This window comes from Streptomyces sp. NPDC058662, from assembly GCF_042716255.1.
Classification (GTDB): Bacteria; Actinomycetota; Actinomycetes; order Streptomycetales; family Streptomycetaceae; genus Streptomyces.
In genome coordinates, this window is the sequence record NZ_JBHXRU010000017.1 from 65721 (window position 1) to 82429 (window position 16709).

Genomic DNA, 16709 nt, shown 5'->3' on the forward strand with positions numbered 1-16709 from the left:
CGACCGGGACGGACGGGACGCCTCCGGCCCGGCGACGGCAGAATGGCCGTATGCCGAAGCCGATAGAGACGCCCGTACCCAGCCGCGCCGAACTCGTCGACCACCTGGTCCGCACGCGCATCGCGGGGCAGGTCGCCACGCCGCGCGAGAACAACCTCTCCCACTACAGGAAGCTCGCCAACGGCGACCGGCACTACTGGCTGGGCCTGGAGCTGGGCGACCGCTGGACCGACGAGCAGGACGTGCTCGCGGTGATGGCGGAGCGCTGCGGCGTGGTCGACGACCCGACGCACCGCTTCGGCCAGGACACCATCGACCCCGAGCTGACCGTGTCCGGCCTGGACCGGATGGCCGCCCGACTGCGGAAGGCCGCCCTGGACCGGCAGAGCGTACTGCTGGCCACCGGCCACCCGGGCGGCCTGCTCGACGTGCACCGGGCGACGGCCGAGGCCCTGCGCGCGGCGGGCTGCGAGATCGTGGTCATCCCGAACGGGCTGACGGCCGACGAGGGCTCGGTGTGGCAGTTCGCGGACGTCGCGGTGCTGGAGCGCGGCGCGACGCTGTGGCACACGCACTCCCCGGAGCCGATGGCCGCGATCCTGGACGGCCTCGCGGCGGCGGACCGCCCCCGCCCGGACCTGGTCGTCGCCGACCACGGCTGGGCGGGCTGCGCGGCCCAGCGGGGGCTGGACGCGGTGGGCTACGCGGACTGCAACGACCCGGCGCTGTTCCTCGGCGAGGCGGAGGGCACCCTGCAGGTCGCGGTCCCGCTGGACGACCACGTCCGGGACCCGCGGTTCTACGACCCGCTCGTGGCCTATCTGCTCGCCGCCGCCGGCCTCCTGGACGCGTAGGGCGCCGGCCTCCCCGGATCCGCCCCCGGCTCCCGCCGGGAGCGGCGGATCACGCGCGGGGGACGCGGACGACACCCTCCTGGATGACGGTCACGGCGAGGCGGCCGTCCTGGGTCCAGATGCGGGCCTGGCCCAGACCGCGCCCGGCGGAGGCCGAGGGGGACTCCTGGTCGTACAGCAGCCACTCGTCCGCGCGGAACGGCCGGTGGAACCACATCGCGTGGTCCAGCGAGGCGCCCACCACGTCGCCGACCGCCCATCCGCCCCGGCCGTGCGCGAGCAGCACCGAGTCGAGCAGGGTCATGTCCGAGACGTACGTGGCCAGGCAGGTGTGCAGCAGGGCGTCGTCGCTCTCCAGCTTGCCGGCGGTTCGGAACCACACCTGCGTGCGCGGCTCCACCGGCTCGCCGACGCTGCCCCAGGGCGGCGTCGTCGCGTACCGCAGGTCCACCGCGCCGCGCGCCTCGATGAGCCGCTCCACCGTGCCCGGGTCACGGAAGATCCCCCGGTACGCGGGCAGGGACTCGGCCGCGGTGGGAAGGGTCTCCGGGTCCGGGGCCGAGGGCATGGCGCTCTGGTGGTCCAGGCCCTCCTCGTACGTCTGGAACGACGCGGAGAGGTGGAAGATCGGCTGGCCGTGCTGGACGGCCACGACCCGGCGCGTGGTGAAGGAGCGCCCGTCGCGGATCCGGTCCACCGAGTACACGATGGGGGCGCCCGGGTCGCCGGCCCGCAGGAAGTACGAGTGCAGGGAGTGCGCCGTGCGGTCGGCGGGGACGGTCCGCCCGGCCGCGGTCAGGGCCTGGGCCGCGACCTGGCCGCCGAAGACGCGCGGTACCAGCGCCGAGCGGCTGGTACCGCGGAAGATGTTCTCCTCGATCTGCTCCAGGTCGAGCAGATCGAGGAGCGTCGTCAGTGCCTCGTTCATGGGGGGAGGGGTAGGTGCCCCGACTTCCTCTACAGGCCCATGGACTTGGCGATGATGGACTTCATGACCTCGCTGGTGCCGCCGTAGATGCGGTTCACGCGGTTGTCGGCGTACAGGCGGGCGATCGGGTACTCGTTCATGTAGCCGTACCCGCCGTGCAGCTGGAGGCACTTGTCGATGACGCGGTGCGCGACCTCGGTGCAGAACAGCTTCGCGGACGCGGCCTCCGCGGCGGTCAGCTCGCCGGCGTCCAGGGCCTCCAGGGCGCGGTCGGCGACGGCCTCGGCGGCGTCCACCTCGGCCTGGCAGGCGGCCAGTTCGAACTTGGTGTTCTGGAAGTGGGCGACCGGCTTGCCGAAGACGGTGCGCTCGGTGACGTACTGCTGGGCGAACCGGATGGCGGCCTTGGCCTGCGCGTACGCGCCGAAGGCGATGCCCCAGCGCTCGGAGGGCAGGTTGGCGCCGAGGTAGTAGAAGCCCTTGTTCTCCTCGCCCATCAGGTCCTCGACCGGGACCTTGACGTCGACGAACGCCAGCTCGGCGGTGTCGGAGGTGCGCAGGCCCAGCTTGTCGAGCTTGCGGCCGATGGAGTAGCCGGCGGACTTGGTGTCCACGGCGAACAGGGAGATGCCGAAGCGGCGGTCGTCCTCGCGCGGGGCGGAGGTGCGCGCGCAGACGATCACGCGGTCGGCGTGCACGCCGCCGGTGATGAAGGTCTTGGAGCCGTTGAGGACGTAGTGGGTGCCGTCCTCGGAGAGCTTGGCGGTGGTCTTCATGCCCGCGACGTCGGAGCCGGTGCCCGGCTCGGTCATCGCCAGCGCCCACATCTCCTCGCCGGTGACGAACTTCGGCAGGTAGCGCTTCTTCTGCTCGTCGGTGGAGAGCATCTTGATGTAGGGGAGGGCGAGCAGCACGTGGACGCCGGAGCCGCCGAAGTTCACGCCCGCGCGGGAGGTCTCCTCGTACAGCACGGCCTCGAACTTGTGCGTGTCCAGACCGGCGCCGCCGAACTCCTCCGGCACGTTGATGCCGAAGACACCCAGGTCGCCGAGCTTGTAGTAGAAGTCGCGCGGCGCCTGACCGGCGGCGAACCACTCGTCGTAGACGGGGACGACCTCGGCCTCGATGAAGGCGCGGATGGTGTCCCGGAATGCCTCGTGGTCCTCGTTGAAAACGGTACGGCGCACGGCCGGCTCCCCTCTTTGCGGCTAAACCGCCGCCGCTCTCGCGGAGGTGGTCGCGCGCCGTAGTGGTTCCTCAATAAATGGCGGGCGCCTAAGCGCTTGCTCAGATTAAGTTACCGGCGAGTTGTTGCCAGTGTCCAGAGTGAGACGCAGCACGCTCCGATGCCACCCAGGGCGCGCCGATGTCACCCCGTGCCATTACCCTGACCGCGGAGAGGGGGCAGCATGCTGCTGAGGTTCCGCACCGCGAACGTACGGTCCCTGCGTGATGAGCAGGAACTGTCCTTCGTAGTACCCGACGGCGAGCCGAGCGAGGCCGCCCGCCCGCTGGAGCTCGCCGGCAGCGGATCGTTGGGGGTTCTGCCGCTCATCGGCATTTTCGGGGCCAACGCTTCCGGCAAGTCGAATGTGCTGGCCGCCATGACGGACATGCGCACAGCCGTCCTCAATTCGTACGCGCGCTGGGCTTCGTACGACACCATCCCGCGCCGTTCCTTCGCGCTGGACGCCAAGGAAGAGGGCGAGCCGAGCTTCTTCGAGGCCGACCTCGTGATCGACGGCGTGCGCTGGACGTACGGCTTCGAGCTCGGGGCGACCCGGGTCGAGGCCGAATGGCTGCACAGCTACCCCCGTGGCCATCGCCAGGTCTGGCTGGACCGTGACGCCTCGCGGACCGAGGTCTACGAATGGCCGGGCGCCCGGGTCAAGGACCGCCTCCACCTGGCACGGCGCACCCGCCCGAACGCCCTGCTGCTGTCCACCGCCGGCACGGACAACCACCCGCAGCTCTCACCGCTCTTCCACTGGTTCCGCCGCAATCTGTGGCTGATCAATCCGGAGGACGAGCGGGCGGAGCGGGCGGGATTCACCACCCGGGAGCTCTCCGGTGGCCGCGCCCGCCGGATCAAGGAACTCTTGCGGGTCGCGGACCTGGGTATCACCGGCGCGGAAGTCGTCCCCGAGGGCAAGGACGGGGTCGCGGTGAAGCTCACCCACCGCTCGGCCGCCGGTGAGGTCGCCTTCGACTGGGACCAGGAGTCCCTCGGCACCCGCTCGTGGTACGCCCTGCTCGGCCCCCTGCTGCTGGCGCTCGACGAGGGCGCCGTACTGCTGGTCGACGAGCTGGACGCCAGCCTGCACCCGCGCTTCGCCGCCGAGGTCGTCCGGCTCTTCCACGACCCGGACGCCAACCCGAAGCGCGCACAGCTCGTCTTCACCTCTCACGACCCCTCGGTGCTCACCACCCCGAGCGGCGGGCGCCTGCTGGAGCCGGGCCAGGTGTGGCTGACGGAGAAGGACAAGGACGGGGCCACCGATCTGTACCCCCTGAGCGCCGCCTCTCCGGGGGAGGGCGAGGACCTGATGAAGTCCTACCTGGCCGGGGCCTTCGGCGCGGTCCCCGACCTCATGGAGGGCCAGATCGCCCGGCGACTGGCCGCCACAGGACAAGAACGTGAACGGGATCGTGGGCACGGGGCGGAGCTGAGCTGATGGCGCGTACGAGGGGGAAGGACTCGCTGGGGGCGGCGAAGCAGGATCGCGGGCGGCGTCGCCGGGTCGTGCACGTCTTCACCGAGGGCAAGGTCACCGAGCCCGACTACATCCGGATCGTCCGCGACAAGGGTGCCTACGCCGACCCGTCCCTGGCGGTCGAGGTACGGATCGCGAACTCCAGCGCACCAGGATCCCAGCGCAAGCCGATCAAACTGGTCGAGGCGGCGGTGCGGCTCATGCGTGACGAAGCCCGCGACGCTAAGCGCAGCGGCCTGAAGAAAGAGTTCTGGCCCCAGGTCTGGTGCCTGTTCGACCGCGACGAGCACGAGTCCATCGAGGTGGCGCTGAAGCAGGCCCGGGACGGGGATGTCCGGGTCGCCTTCTCGCACCCCTGCTTCGAGGTGTGGCGGCTGCTCCACCACAAGCCGGTGACCGGCACCTTCGGCGGGGTCTGCGGCCAGGTGACGGACCGGCTGCCGTTCGCCAAGGACGCGGCGAACATCAAGAACGTACTGCCGGAGCAGATCGCACGGGGCAGCTTCGCGGAGGCCAAGAAGCGCGCCCTGAAGATGAACGCCGCGCACGGCGATCATGTGCCGCTGGTCAAGCGCGATCCGTACACCGACGTCTTCGCCTTCGTCGAGGACGGGCTCGGCATAACCTCGTACTGACGGGACCGGCCCCGGTTCGGGGAACGGTTTTCGCCTGACCCCGCCGCCGCCGTAGGGTTCCTACGTCACACACCGGGGTCGTAGGGAGTCGTATTCGTGGCCAAGCTCACGCTCGCGCAGTTGGAGCGGCATCTGTTCGCCGCCGCGGACATCCTCCGCGGCACGATGGACGCCTCCGAGTACAAGGACTACATCTTCGGCCTGCTCTTCCTGAAGCGGGCGAACGACGAGTTCGAGGCCGCCCGGGACCACATCAGGGAGTACGCGGCCAAGGAGCTGGGCCTCGACGGTGAGGTGCTGGAGAGCTTCCTGGAGCAGGAGTCCGCCTACGGCGACCGCGATGTGTTGTTCGTGCCGAGGAACGCCCGTTGGAAGTGGATCTCCTCGGCCACCCACAACATCAACGAGGACCGCCTGCGCCCGGCCCTCCAGGCTCTGGAGGGCCAGAACGACAAGCTGAAGGGCCTCTTCGACCACCTCGACTTCAACCGCATCGGCGGCTCGGGCACGACGGCCGGCGCGGCCAAGCTCGCCGATCAGCGGCTGAAGCTGCTGATCGCGCACTTCGGGCGCGTCAGGCTGCGGACCGACGACTTCGAGTTCCCGGACCTGATCGGTGCCGCGTACGAGTACCTGATCAAGGAGTTCGCGGACTCGGCGGGCCGCAAGGGCGGTGAGTTCTACACCCCGCGCGCGGTGGTCCGCATGATGGTCGAGCTGCTCGGCCCCAAGCAGGGCATGCGCATCTACGACCCCTGCGTCGGCTCGGGCGGCATGCTCATCCACGCGAAGGAGTACGTGGAGGAGCACGGCGGCGACACCTCGGACATGTACTTCGCGGGCCAGGACGCCAACAGCGGCTCCTGGATCATGTCCACGATGAACATGGTCCTGCACGGCGTCCGCCGCTTCGACCTGCGCACCGGCGACACCCTCGCCGAGCCGGCGCACGTACCGAAGACGGACGCGGACCGCTTTGACGGCGTGCTGAGCAACCCGCCGTTCTCCATGGACTACGCCCTCGCAGATCTCCAGTACGGCGCGCAGCGCACGACGTACGGCGTGACCAGCGAGCGCGGCAAGGCCGATCTGATGTTCCTCCAGCACATGCTCTGGGAGACCAAGCGGGAGGGGCGCGGCGGCATGGTCATCACGGTCATGCCGCACGGCGTGCTGTTCCGCGGGGGCGGCGAGCAGGAGATCCGCACGAAGCTGTTGGACGAGGACGCGATCGAGGCGGTCATCGGGCTGGCTCCGAACCTCTTCTACGGAACCGGCATCCCGGCGTGCATCCTGCTGCTGCGCCCGCCGGGTAAGAAGGACCCGGCGCGGGCGGGCAAGGTGCTGTTCATCAACGCGGACCGCGAGTACCGCAAGGAGTCGGCACAGAACGTCCTGCTGCCCGAGCATGCGGAGAAGATCACTTCCACCTTCCACGCGTACGCCGAGGTTCCGGGCTTCTCGCGGGCCGTGAGCCGGGAGGAGCTGCGGGAGAACGACGACAACCTCAACATCCGACGCTACGTGGACAACACGCCGCCGCCCGAGCCGCAGGACGTACGTGCGCACCTCGTGGGCGGGGTGCCGCGCGCGGAGATCGAGGCGAAGAAGGAACTCCTCGACGCGTACGGGGTGAAGCTGACCGACCTGTTCGCCGAGCGCGACCCGGTGGATCCGGAGTACGTGGACTTCCTGCCGGAGGGGCAGCGCCCGGACGCGGCCCGGCTGGCGGAACTGGCGCGCCCGCGCGAGGATGCGCTGCGGATCGCCTTCGGCAAGTGGTGGGAGGAGGAGGCCCGCCACCTGGAGGCGGTGGCGGCGACCCCGGAGCGCCTGGCCGACCTGACGCCCTCGGAACGCAAGGTCGCGCTGATGGCGGTGCGCGGCTCGCTGATGGAGTCGTTCGTCGAGCGGCTGGGTGCGGTCGGTCTGCTGGACCAGTACGCGCTCGCGGGCGCGGTGGCCGGCTGGTGGTACGAGGCCAAGTACGACCTGCTCGCCCTGTCGGAGAACGGGTTCGCGGGCGTCCTGGACGGCTGGGTGGAGAACGTCGACACACTGCTCGCTCCGGAACAGGACCCGAAGACCCGGAAGCTGCGCAAGCGCACGGCCGCTGAGCGGCGCCAGGCGTACGCCCACAAGGTGGTCGCCGCGATCGCCCCGGACTTCCTGGAGAAGCTGGCGGAGGCGGACGCCCGGAAGGCGGAGCTGGATTCGCGCTGGAAGGAACTCAACGCCGGGCCGGAGACGTCGGAGGACGGCGAAGGCGTGGACGAGGCGGACGGCGACGCCCTCACGCATGAGGAAGTCGCTCTGAGCGTGGAGCAGTTGGCGGAGCTGGCCCAGGTGAAGAGGGACCGCACGAAGGCGGCTGCCCTGATCAAGCGCCTTGAGGCGGACTTCTGGTTCCCCTGGCCGAGCGACCCGCCCAAGCTGGGCGAGGACCCGCCGGGCCTCTTCGCGGCGCGGCAGGCGCTGGACGGGGAGGCGGAGCACCGGGTGGTGCTGGAGCTGCTACGGGACGACCTGGCTGGTAAGTGCAATGACCACGTTGATGCTCGGCGGCTGGACTTCGTGGAGGGGTGTGTGGCGTGGCAATCCAAGTACGCCCTGTCGCTGCGGGATATCAGAGTTAGGCGAGAGCAGGCGGCGGCAACGCTGGACCGCTTCCTGGAGGAGCTTGGCTATGCGTGAGTCTTCCATCGGTATCCCTCATGGCGGCAACTGGCCGGAAATTTCACTCGCTGACGTAACTAAGCTACTGCGGCGTGGTATTTCTCCAACGTACGTGGATAGCAGTACTGTTCACGCGATTGGGCAGCGGTGTGTCCAAAGAGGGGGGTTCAAGGCTGAAGCGGCGAGGCCGCACGATTCTTCTCTATTGGGGAAGTCGCTCGTCGCCGAATCGGGAGACGTGCTGCTCAACTCGACCGGTATGGGGACAATTGGGCGAAGCTGCATCTTCGATGCCGAAGGTATCTTTGTTGTTGATTCACATGTGACTATTCTTCGCGCTCGACCCGAGCTGGTAGAACCGCGGTGGATTGATCTCCTGCTGCGCTCTCCCTGGGGGCAAGCCCATCTTGAATCGCACTGTTTTGCAGGTTCCACCAATCAGGTAGAGCTTTCTCGAATGGAGCTGGCGCGAACCGCGATTCCGGTGCCGTCGCTGGATGAACAAAGGCGAATCATCTCGTCGCTAGATTCAGTGTCTGAACTGGAACGCTCCGTTGAGATTTCGATCGCGAAGCTGCGTAGCGTCAGGGCGGGCATGGTGCTGTCGGTGCTCAGGCAGGTGAGCGGCGCGCCGCAATGTCAGGAGGATGGCGGATTGCTCGGAAGTCGCCTTCTCCGGATCGAAGCCGGGCGTAGCCCAGATCTAGCTGAGGTGCAAGCGGTAGCAGGGGAGTGGGGCGTTCTCAAAGTCAGTGCTGTGCACACCTCAGGGTTCCGACCGCAAGAGAATAAGGCGATCCCTTTGGATATGGTTGATCCTCGGTACGAAGTTCACGCGGGGGACCTGCTCATCTCCAGGGCTAATACCCCGGAGCTTGTAGGGTCATCCTGCGTCGCCACTGAATCGAAGGCCCGATTGCTTCTGTCGGACAAGACCTTGCGTCTCGTCGTAAACCCCAGGCTTGCGGATGCGCGGTACGTAAATATCTGCCTGTCGACGCCTGGCGTTCGCGCTCAGATCGGAAATAATTCTTCCGGGAGTAGTCTATCGATGCAGAATATTAGCCAGGAGGCTATTGAGAAGCTCACGTTGCCGTGGCCGGCGTTGACTGAACAGAAAAAGATTGCTGACGAGATCGAATCATGTGACGACCTAATTGCCGAGGAGCTGGAAGGCCTAGTCAAATTGCAGAAAATTTGGCAGGGGCTTCAGGAGTATCTCCTTACCCGAGGGTCTCGTATGCTCTGATTTCTTGCAAGGTTGAGGAGGGAAGGGTGAGCGCCATTCGAAGTGCCTTGCCGGCTCATGGGTCCAGGGTGGAATGCCCGCCCTGGTGCCGGGGTGAGTATTGAATGAAGTTGGCAGGTGGGCTTGCACTCGCGCGGCGAAAGCTCTTGCTATTCGCGTCGGCTGATTTTAGTGACTGGTAGACTCTGGACTGATATTTCTGCGAGTTGTGCAGATCATGGCCACGAGGGTGATGGCGCCATTGCGGGCTGGCGTTGGCTGCAGGGGAATGTGGGCGGATTAAGCGGAAAATTTCCCGACCTTGGTGGCCGTGATGAACATTGACCATGTGGCCGCAGTGAAGACGACTGCTGGGCCGTGCGGGGTTTTGGAATCGCGGACCGGGACGCCCGACGGGTAGCCGTCCAGTACCTCGACACAGCTGCCACCCTCATTGCCGCTGTAGGTCGACTTGCGCCAACCAGTCAGTGAGGAGGCGTCAGGGATGGTGTGCTCAGTCACGGTGTCCGTAGTCCTTTGCAGTCGCCCTCATGAGGGCCAGTGACTCCTTCAGCGGCATTGCGTCGCCTAGCGCAAGATCGTAGGCGCCTTGGAGTCGCTCGACCATGGCCGGGGAGTCGTGCACCTTGCCCACCTGGATGCCTTCGGAGTAGGCAACGGGAGGCTGGTCCTCGAACCGCAACAGGGTGAGCATGCCCTGCATGAGCGGATGAACTCCGAGGCCGAAAGGTAGTAGGTAGGCGCGCACGCGCCCCGCCTCCACCAGGCGGACGACGTGCATGATCTGCTCTGCCATAACGGGGGCACCGCCCACTCTGCGACGTAGCACCGCCTCGTCCAGCAGCGCCCAAACTACTGGCTGTACCGGATCGTCGAGCACCTTCGCCCGCCCAAGCCGTGTGACAACGAGCCTGTCACACTCCGCTTCACCCACCGGAGGGAATGACGTGCGCAGAACCGCACGCGCGTACCTTTCCGTCTGCAGGATGCCAGGGATGAACGACAGCGCGAACTCCCGGATCATGGTCGCCTGCTGTTCGAGCTGCAGGGCGGCCTCGAAGTAATCGGCGACGGCGGCGTCCTCACTCGGCAGGAAGCTGCTCAGCACATTCCCCGTGTTCAGAGCCCTGTCCAGCCGCCGGGCGTCCTCCTTGGACGGGATGCGGCGGCCCGCCTCGATTGTGAGATGTGCGAACGGGTCATGACCGCCGCGTTGGCCAGTTCCTGTTGGGTCAGGCCGGCCGCCACGCGTTGTTCCTTCAGCCAGTCCCCATAGATGTTGCTCATGGTCAACTCCCGTGTGACAAAGCATTCGTCACGCTCTACCCCCTGGCGCGCCTAGCCCGCGCCATCTCACTCTGTGAGTGGATCGCTACACAGCGATGTCCGTGCGTCGGCTGATGCCGTAGCGACGGGCCCGGCCGGATTCCGCCGGACATGGAGGACCCCCCGCGACCGCGTGAACGGCCCGGGGGTGTGGCCATCAGCCTCAACGGAGTTGACGACGTGTCGCACTGTATCGCCCGCATCCTTGAGCCGCTGCTGCGGTTCCTGTGGCCCGCCCCGGGCATCCCCGCCCCGCCGCCCGCAGCCGCCGGCCCGCGCGTCCGCCCGTACCACCCGTTCAGCCAGACGCGCGAACAGCGCACGGAGGTCCGGCGCCAGCGGGCCCGTCGGCGCGCGCTGTGGCTGGCCGTGCACGGCATCGACATCGGGCCACGTCTCATTCACGGCAGGGTGGTGACCGCGTGATCAGCGAGACGGTGGGCGAGGCACGGCTGTTGCCGTGGACCGGCACGGACGACAAGCCCTGTTCCCTCATCAGTGACGGCACGGGATACCTATCCCGGGTCGCCGACAACATCGAGAGCGTCCAGCTCGGCATGGCCGCCGAACTGCTCGACCACGCCGCCGACATGCTCGCGGACAGCAAGGTCACCACCCCTCAGCTCCGCTACCTCGCGGCCCGTATGGCCGAGTCGCTGCGCGATGTCCACCGGGTCGCGCTGAGTCGGGGCGCCCGCATCCCCGTACCCGTCGCACCCCTCCCTGACGGCGCTGGTGAGAGGGGCGAGCCCTCGCCGGGGGCCTGAACCACCCCGCCCGACCCGGTGACGTACCCCACTTGTCCGGTACGTCACCGGGCTTCGCCCTGCCCCGCGCGGCCGGAACCCTCCCCTCCAACCCCCTCAGGACGCAGAATGGATCACCTGAGCAGGCACAGCGGTGCGGCGGGGCGGAAGGTGCGGGGGCATGGCGGCGCAGCAGGTCGAGCGGGACGAGGTGGAGCGGCCGATCGTCGCGCAGCTTGAGGCGATGGGCTGGACGCACGTCCAGGGCAAGGAGATCGGCACGCTCGATGCCGATACACCGCTGCTCGTCGACCGGCTGGGCGAAGCCCTGGGCCGTATCAACCGCCGGGCCTCCGACGGCGAGCCCTGGATGGATGCGAGCGATGTCCGGCGCAGCATCGCGGAGCTGGCGGCCGTCCCCCTCGGGAAGGGCGTCGCGCACGCCAACTTCGCCGCCACCGACTTGCTGCTCAGCGGTCACGTCCTGAACGGCCCGTCCGCCGCGCACGGCGGGGCCTCCGCCACCGTCCAGTACATCGAGTGGCACGAGGAGCGCGGCGGGCTCAACCGGTTCACCGTCGTCGACCAGCTCCGCGTCCGCAGCCGCTCCGGGGAGGTGTCGATACTCGACATCGTGCTCTTCGTGAACGGCATCCCGCTCGTCGCCGTCGAGTGCAAGAGCCCCGATGCCGCCGACCCGATCCACAGCGCCGTACTCGACCTGCGGCACTACGCGGGCGACCCCGTCGACGACGAACGCGACGGCACCGACCTCCCCGTGCCCGCCGGTGTCCCGGAGCTCTTCCGCACCGTGCAGTTGCTGGTCGCCGCGACCGGCGAGACCGCGTATCTCGGGACGGTCACCTCCACGCCCGACCACTTCCACCCCTGGCGCAGCATCAAGCCGGAGAAGGAAGCGACGCTCAGATCCGAGCTGCCGGACGAGGTCGGCAGACTCAACGAGCGGCACAAGCTCGTCGGCGTCGTCCTGCGGCCCGCCGCTCTCCTGACTTTCGTACGCCACTACGTCATCCCGCTCCCCGTCGAGACGGAGGCCGGCGGGACGCGCACGGTCAAGGCCGCCGCCCGGCACCAGCAGTACCGGGCGGGGGAGAAGGCCGTACGCAAGCTGCTCACCGGCCGGACCCGTGGCGCACTCGCGGCCGTCGACGAGCGCGGCGGGGTCATCTGGCACACCCAGGGCTCCGGCAAGAGCCTGACCATGACCTTCCTCGTCCGCCGGATCCATCTGCACCACCGGCTCAGCGAGTTCACCGTCGTCGTGGTCACCGACCGCACGCAGTTGCAGGACCAGCTCTCCCGGACCCTGAAGCTGAGCGAGTCCGACGTCGAGACGGCCGAGACCCGCACCCAGATGGAAGGACTGCTGCGCGACGGCGGTCGGCGGGTCGTCTTCGCGATGATCCAGAAGTACGGGACCGGGGGCGCGTTCGCCGCCGACGGAGGCGACGGGGACGGGGACGACCGGAACCTGGCGGGCGAGTACGAGGCCGCCGAACGGGAGCGGAAGGAGCACCGGGCCGCCGCGTATCCGGCCGAGCCGGATTTCCCGGAGTGCAACACCTCCTCCGACATCCTCGTCCTGGTCGACGAAGCCCACCGCTCGCACACCAGCGTGCTGCACGCCGCCCTGCGCAAGGCCATCCCCAACGCCGCGAAGATCGGTTTCACGGGTACGCCGATCATGACCGGCCGGACCGAGGACACCCGCCGCATCTTCGGCGGGTTCCTCGACACGTACCGGATGGGGGAGGCCGAGCACGACGGCGTGGTCGTACGCATCCGCTACGAAGGGCGCACCGGTGAGGGCAAGGTCTTCGACAAGGAGGGCCTTGACCGCAACTTCGCGGACCTGATCCAGGGCCGTACCGACGAGGAGCGCAAGGCGCTCCTGCGGCGCTGGCCCACCGAGCGCGATGTGGCTGAGTCCCTGCCGATGATCAGGGCCAAGGCCGAGGACATGCTGGAGCACTGGGTTACCTGGGTGCTGCCGGGCGGCGGTTTCAAGGCCCAGGTCGCGGCCGTCAGCCGGAAGGCGGCCGTCGCCTACCACCGCGCGCTGCGCGAGGCCCGCGACGCGCTCATGATCGAACTGGCCGCGTTCGACCCGGAGTCGGTGACCGGGACCCCGCTGGAGGAGCTGCCCCGGCGGGAGCGCTACCTCTACCAGGCCCATCAGTACCGTTCCCTGCTGCGTCGGATCGACTTCGTGCCGGTGATCTCCCCGGGCGAGGAACGCAAGCGCCGCGAATGGCTGCACTGGACGGACAAGGTGCGGCAGAAGGCGTACATCGCGCGCTTCCACCAGGCGTTCCCGCATCTGCCGGCCGAGCCGGACTGGGTCACCACCACGCCCTTCCACCCGGCGGCGCAGGACGTGGCGGCGGCAGGCGCCGCCGGTGACCACCCCTGGTCCCAGGAGGCCACCGGGCCGCGGCAGGGGCAGCCGGCACCTGTGCCCGATCCGGTGCACCCGGACAGCCCCGTGGCCTTCCTCATCGTCAAGTCCATGCTGCTCACCGGTTTCGACGCCCCGCGCGAACAGGCGCTCTACCTGGACCGGCCGATCCGCGACGCCGAGCTGCTTCAGGCTGTCGCCCGTGTCAACCGGCCGATGCGGGGCAAGGAGATCGGCTACGTCGTCGACTACTACGGCGTCTTCGAGCACCTGACGGGAGCGCTGGCCGAGTACCAGCAAGCCGATGTCGACGACACCATGCTGAGCCTGTCGAAGGAGATCGGAGGGCTCGCGCCGGCCGCCGAGAAGGTACGCGCCTACCTGCGTGCGCACGGGATCACGGATGCGGACCTCGCCGATCCCGCCACCCTGGGATCCGCCGCGCAGGTCTTCGAACCCGAGTCGGTGCGGTTCGGGTACGACGAGGTGCTGCACGAGTTCCTCCGCGTCCTGGAACGCGTACTGCCGCACGAGGACGGCCTGGCCCATGTGGCCGACGCCCGCCGCTGGGGGATGCTCCAGAAGCGCGTCCGCAGGCTCTACCGCGACGCGCCGGGTGGGACGTTCACGCTGCGCCGCTACGGCCGCAAGGTCCGCGCGATGATCGCCGACCATCTGGAGGGCCCGGAGATCGAGCAGGTCATCGCGCCCGTCTCGCTCGCCTCACCCGTCTTCGACGACGCAGTGCGCGCCATGCCGCCGCGCGAGGCCGCAGCGGAGATGGGGCACGCGCTCCGCTTCCACCTGGAGGAGCGGATCAAGCGGGAGGACCCGGAGAAGTACACCCGGCTCTCCGAGCGGCTGGAGGAGATCCTGCGGGACCTGCCCGGACGCTTCGAGGACCAAATCAAGGAGTTCGGCCCGCTGTTCGAGCAAGCCCGGCAGGAAGACGAGGAGGACCCGGCGCTCGCGGGGCTCAGCCCGGTGGAGCAGAAGGTGTTCCGGCTACTGGACCAACTGCTGGAGGCCAACCCGGGAGTCGTCCGACAGGTAGTGGACACCCGGCCTCTGGTCGGTGCGGTGTGCGACACGGCGGCGCGGACCATGGGCAAGGTGTCCTACCAGGGACAGCACCAGGACCTCAGCGCCCTGGCGAAGGTCATTCACGCCCAGCTGCTCCAGGGTGGTCTGCGGCCGGCCGTCACGGACTGGGCTCCACTGAACGGCATCGCACAAGGACTCGCGGCGTACGCGGCCGACAACAAGCGACAGTTTCTGGCCAGGTACCGGGGAGAATAGGCTGAGTGACCGTGACCGCTCCCGCCGATGACCGCATTCCTCCGGCCCTTGCCGAGGGGAACCTGCTCACGGTCGACGGGCTGGCGCTCCGCGTGCGGGTGAGCGGGCGCCGCAAGCGGTTCGCGCTGACCGTGGAGTCGGATGCCGGACTGACCCTGCACGCTCCCCAGGGACGTCCGGTGGCCGACGCGGAGGACTTCGTCCGCGCCCACCGGTCCTGGGTGGTGACCAAGGTCGCGGTGCGCGAGCGCACCCGTCCGCTGAATCCGGCCAAGCGTTTGGCGGACGGCGAGGTCTTCCGCTACCTGGGGCGGACATATCGGCTGGCGATCGTCGAGGACGAGCCCGAGTCCGGCAGGGTCCGGCTGATCGCCGGACGCCTGGTCATCAGCCGGGAACAGGCCGGGGACCCGGACAGGGGGCGGGCCGCGCTGGTCGACTGGTACTGCCGGGCCGGGCGCAATTGGACAGCGGGGCGGCTCCAGCCGTGGGCTGCGCGGATGGCGGTCGCCGAGCCCCAACTGGATGTCTGCGACCTCGGCAGCCGCTGGGGGCGGTACCGCCCCGGCCAGAGCGAACACGGGCCCGGCCGGATGAGCCTCGGATGGCCGCTCTTCCAGCTCCCCATGCATCTCGTGGACTACGTGGTCGCTCACGAGCTCGCCCATGTTCGGGTGCCCGGGCATCAAGCGGACTTCTGGCGGCTACTGGGGCAGGCCCTGCCAGAGTACGAAGAGCGCAGGGCTGAGCTCGACGAACTCGGGCGGCGCATGTGGATGGGCGAGATCGTTTAGCCCACTCGACTACTCCGAAACCGTGCGCAGCGCGAACCACAGTTCCATGCGGGTGTCCGGGTCGTCGAGGTCGGCGGCCAGCAGTTCGGCGCAGCGGGCGATGCGCTGGCGGACGGTGTTGCGGTGCACCCCGAGGGCGGCGGCCGTACGGTCCCACCCGCCGTGGTGCGCCAGCCAGGCCCGCAGCGTCTCCCGCAGCGCCGGGCCCAGCGGCGCGAGCAGCGCCTCGGCGTGGGCCAGCGCCTCGGCGGGGTCCAGCAGGGCCGCCAGGCCGCCGGGGGAGTGCCGGACCAGCGGGGTGCGGGCGGCAAGGGCCCGGTCGAGCGCCCGGGCGGCCTGGAGCCCGGCGGCGGCCAGGCCGTCCGGCGCCGCCGGGCCGCTCACCCCCAGCCGCCACCCGGGGCGGGGGGCGGGGTCCCGGTCGGTGAGCAGGCGTACGGGGTCCGCGCGCGGGTCCACCAGTACGGTGCCCAGCGCCGCCGCCAGGGCGCGCGGGTCGCCGGCGCCGCGGGCGTGGACGACGTACCAGGGCCCGGCGGCCAGGGCCCCGGCCGGGTCCCCGTCGAGGAGGAGCCCGGTGAGCGCGGCGGCCGTGTCCCCGGCGGGTGGCCGGGACGCCGTGAGCAGGGTCAGCAGCACGGCCGCCACGGAGGCGATGGTGTGGTCCCCGGCCGCCCGGCCGTAGGTGGCCACCCCGAGGGCCCGCACCCCGCCGGCCCCGGGCGCGGCGCCGGCCGGATCCGGGGCGTCCGCCACCTGCGCGGAGCCGGCTGCGGGCCCGGTCGCGGCACCTGCCGCGGGTGCGGGTCGGGTCGCGGTACCTGCCGGGCGGGCGGGTTCGGTCGTGGCGCCGGCCGTCGCGGCGGTCGCCTCCGGAGCGGGGCCTGCCGGGCGGGCCGGGCCGGTCGTGGTGCCTGCCGGGCGGGCGGGACCGGTCGCGGAGCCTGCCGCGGGTGCGGGTGGGGTCGGGGCACCTGCCGGGCGGGCGGGCTCGACTGCGGCGCGGGCCGTCGCGGCGGTCGCCTCCGGAGCGGGGCCGGTTCTCCGGGGACACGGCGCCGGCGAGCCG

General features: G+C 69.5%; 13 protein-coding genes and 1 pseudogene. 9 read left to right on the top strand and 5 right to left on the bottom strand.

Going from position 1 to position 16709, the window contains the following annotated elements; translation table 11 throughout:
* Positions 1-50: 50 nt before the first annotated feature.
* Positions 51-854, top strand: a complete 804-nt coding sequence (locus tag ACFWUQ_RS09550) for a phosphatase (RefSeq protein ID WP_384535176.1) — start codon at positions 51-53, stop codon at positions 852-854.
* Between the two features lie 49 nt (positions 855-903).
* On the opposite strand, the gene ACFWUQ_RS09555 is transcribed toward ACFWUQ_RS09550, so the two are convergent.
* Both ACFWUQ_RS09555 and ACFWUQ_RS09560 read right to left on the bottom strand, forming a co-directional pair.
* Positions 904-1782, bottom strand: a complete 879-nt coding sequence (locus tag ACFWUQ_RS09555) for an acyl-CoA thioesterase (RefSeq protein WP_384535179.1) — start codon at positions 1780-1782, stop codon at positions 904-906.
* A gap of 29 nt (positions 1783-1811) precedes the next feature.
* Positions 1812-2969 carry an acyl-CoA dehydrogenase family protein gene (locus ACFWUQ_RS09560; RefSeq protein WP_384535181.1) on the bottom strand — a complete coding sequence of 386 codons (1158 nt, stop codon included), beginning with the start codon at positions 2967-2969 and terminating at the stop codon, positions 1812-1814.
* Positions 2970-3191: 222 nt separating this feature from the next.
* Between ACFWUQ_RS09560 and ACFWUQ_RS09565 the strand changes: the two genes are divergently transcribed.
* The 4 genes from ACFWUQ_RS09565 (at position 3192) to ACFWUQ_RS09580 (ending at position 9056) form a co-directional block, all read left to right on the top strand.
* The gene (locus ACFWUQ_RS09565) at positions 3192-4457 is read left to right on the top strand and encodes an ATP/GTP-binding protein (protein ID WP_384535183.1); all 1266 of its coding nucleotides are present in this window, start codon (positions 3192-3194) and stop codon (positions 4455-4457) included.
* The gene (locus tag ACFWUQ_RS09570) at positions 4457-5131 is read left to right on the top strand and encodes an RloB family protein (RefSeq protein ID WP_384535184.1); all 675 of its coding nucleotides are present in this window, start codon (positions 4457-4459) and stop codon (positions 5129-5131) included. The genes ACFWUQ_RS09565 and ACFWUQ_RS09570 overlap by 1 nt, the downstream gene beginning before the upstream one ends.
* Before the next feature lie 96 nt (positions 5132-5227).
* Entirely contained in the window at positions 5228-7825 is a 2598-nt protein-coding gene (locus ACFWUQ_RS09575) for an N-6 DNA methylase (RefSeq protein WP_384535187.1), read from the top strand.
* Positions 7818-9056 carry a restriction endonuclease subunit S gene (locus ACFWUQ_RS09580; protein WP_384535189.1) on the top strand — a complete coding sequence of 413 codons (1239 nt, stop codon included), beginning with the start codon at positions 7818-7820 and terminating at the stop codon, positions 9054-9056. Before ACFWUQ_RS09575 ends, ACFWUQ_RS09580 begins: the two co-directional genes overlap by 8 nt.
* 279 nt (positions 9057-9335) lie before the next feature.
* On the opposite strand, the gene ACFWUQ_RS09585 is transcribed toward ACFWUQ_RS09580, so the two are convergent.
* Both ACFWUQ_RS09585 and ACFWUQ_RS09590 read right to left on the bottom strand, forming a co-directional pair.
* Complete coding sequence (locus tag ACFWUQ_RS09585; RefSeq protein WP_384535190.1) at positions 9336-9557, bottom strand: DUF397 domain-containing protein; 222 nt, start codon at positions 9555-9557, stop codon at positions 9336-9338.
* Positions 9550-10343: pseudogene (locus ACFWUQ_RS09590) on the bottom strand (Scr1 family TA system antitoxin-like transcriptional regulator). Before ACFWUQ_RS09590 ends, ACFWUQ_RS09585 begins: the two are co-directional and overlap by 8 nt.
* Before the next feature lie 219 nt (positions 10344-10562).
* Here ACFWUQ_RS09590 and ACFWUQ_RS09595 point away from each other — a divergent pair.
* The 4 genes from ACFWUQ_RS09595 (at position 10563) to ACFWUQ_RS09610 (ending at position 15640) form a co-directional block, all read left to right on the top strand.
* Positions 10563-10808, top strand: coding sequence for a hypothetical protein (locus tag ACFWUQ_RS09595; protein WP_384535194.1), 246 nt, complete (start codon positions 10563-10565; stop codon positions 10806-10808).
* On the top strand, positions 10805-11149 hold the full coding sequence (locus ACFWUQ_RS09600) for a hypothetical protein (RefSeq protein WP_384535196.1): 345 nt from the start codon (positions 10805-10807) through the stop codon (positions 11147-11149). The genes ACFWUQ_RS09595 and ACFWUQ_RS09600 overlap by 4 nt, the downstream gene beginning before the upstream one ends.
* A gap of 160 nt (positions 11150-11309) precedes the next feature.
* Positions 11310-14846 (top strand): type I restriction endonuclease subunit R, encoded by a 3537-nt coding sequence (locus ACFWUQ_RS09605; protein WP_384535199.1) that lies wholly within the window; start codon positions 11310-11312, stop codon positions 14844-14846.
* A 5-nt stretch (positions 14847-14851) separates the two neighbouring features.
* A complete protein-coding gene (locus ACFWUQ_RS09610; RefSeq protein ID WP_384535202.1) occupies positions 14852-15640 on the top strand; it encodes a M48 family metallopeptidase in 789 nt (262 codons plus the stop codon).
* 9 nt (positions 15641-15649) lie between these two features.
* Here the strand turns inward: ACFWUQ_RS09610 and ACFWUQ_RS09615 are convergent, their stop codons facing one another.
* Positions 15650-16396, bottom strand: a complete 747-nt coding sequence (locus ACFWUQ_RS09615; RefSeq protein ID WP_384535205.1) for a helix-turn-helix domain-containing protein — start codon at positions 16394-16396, stop codon at positions 15650-15652.
* Positions 16397-16709 lie beyond the last annotated feature (313 nt).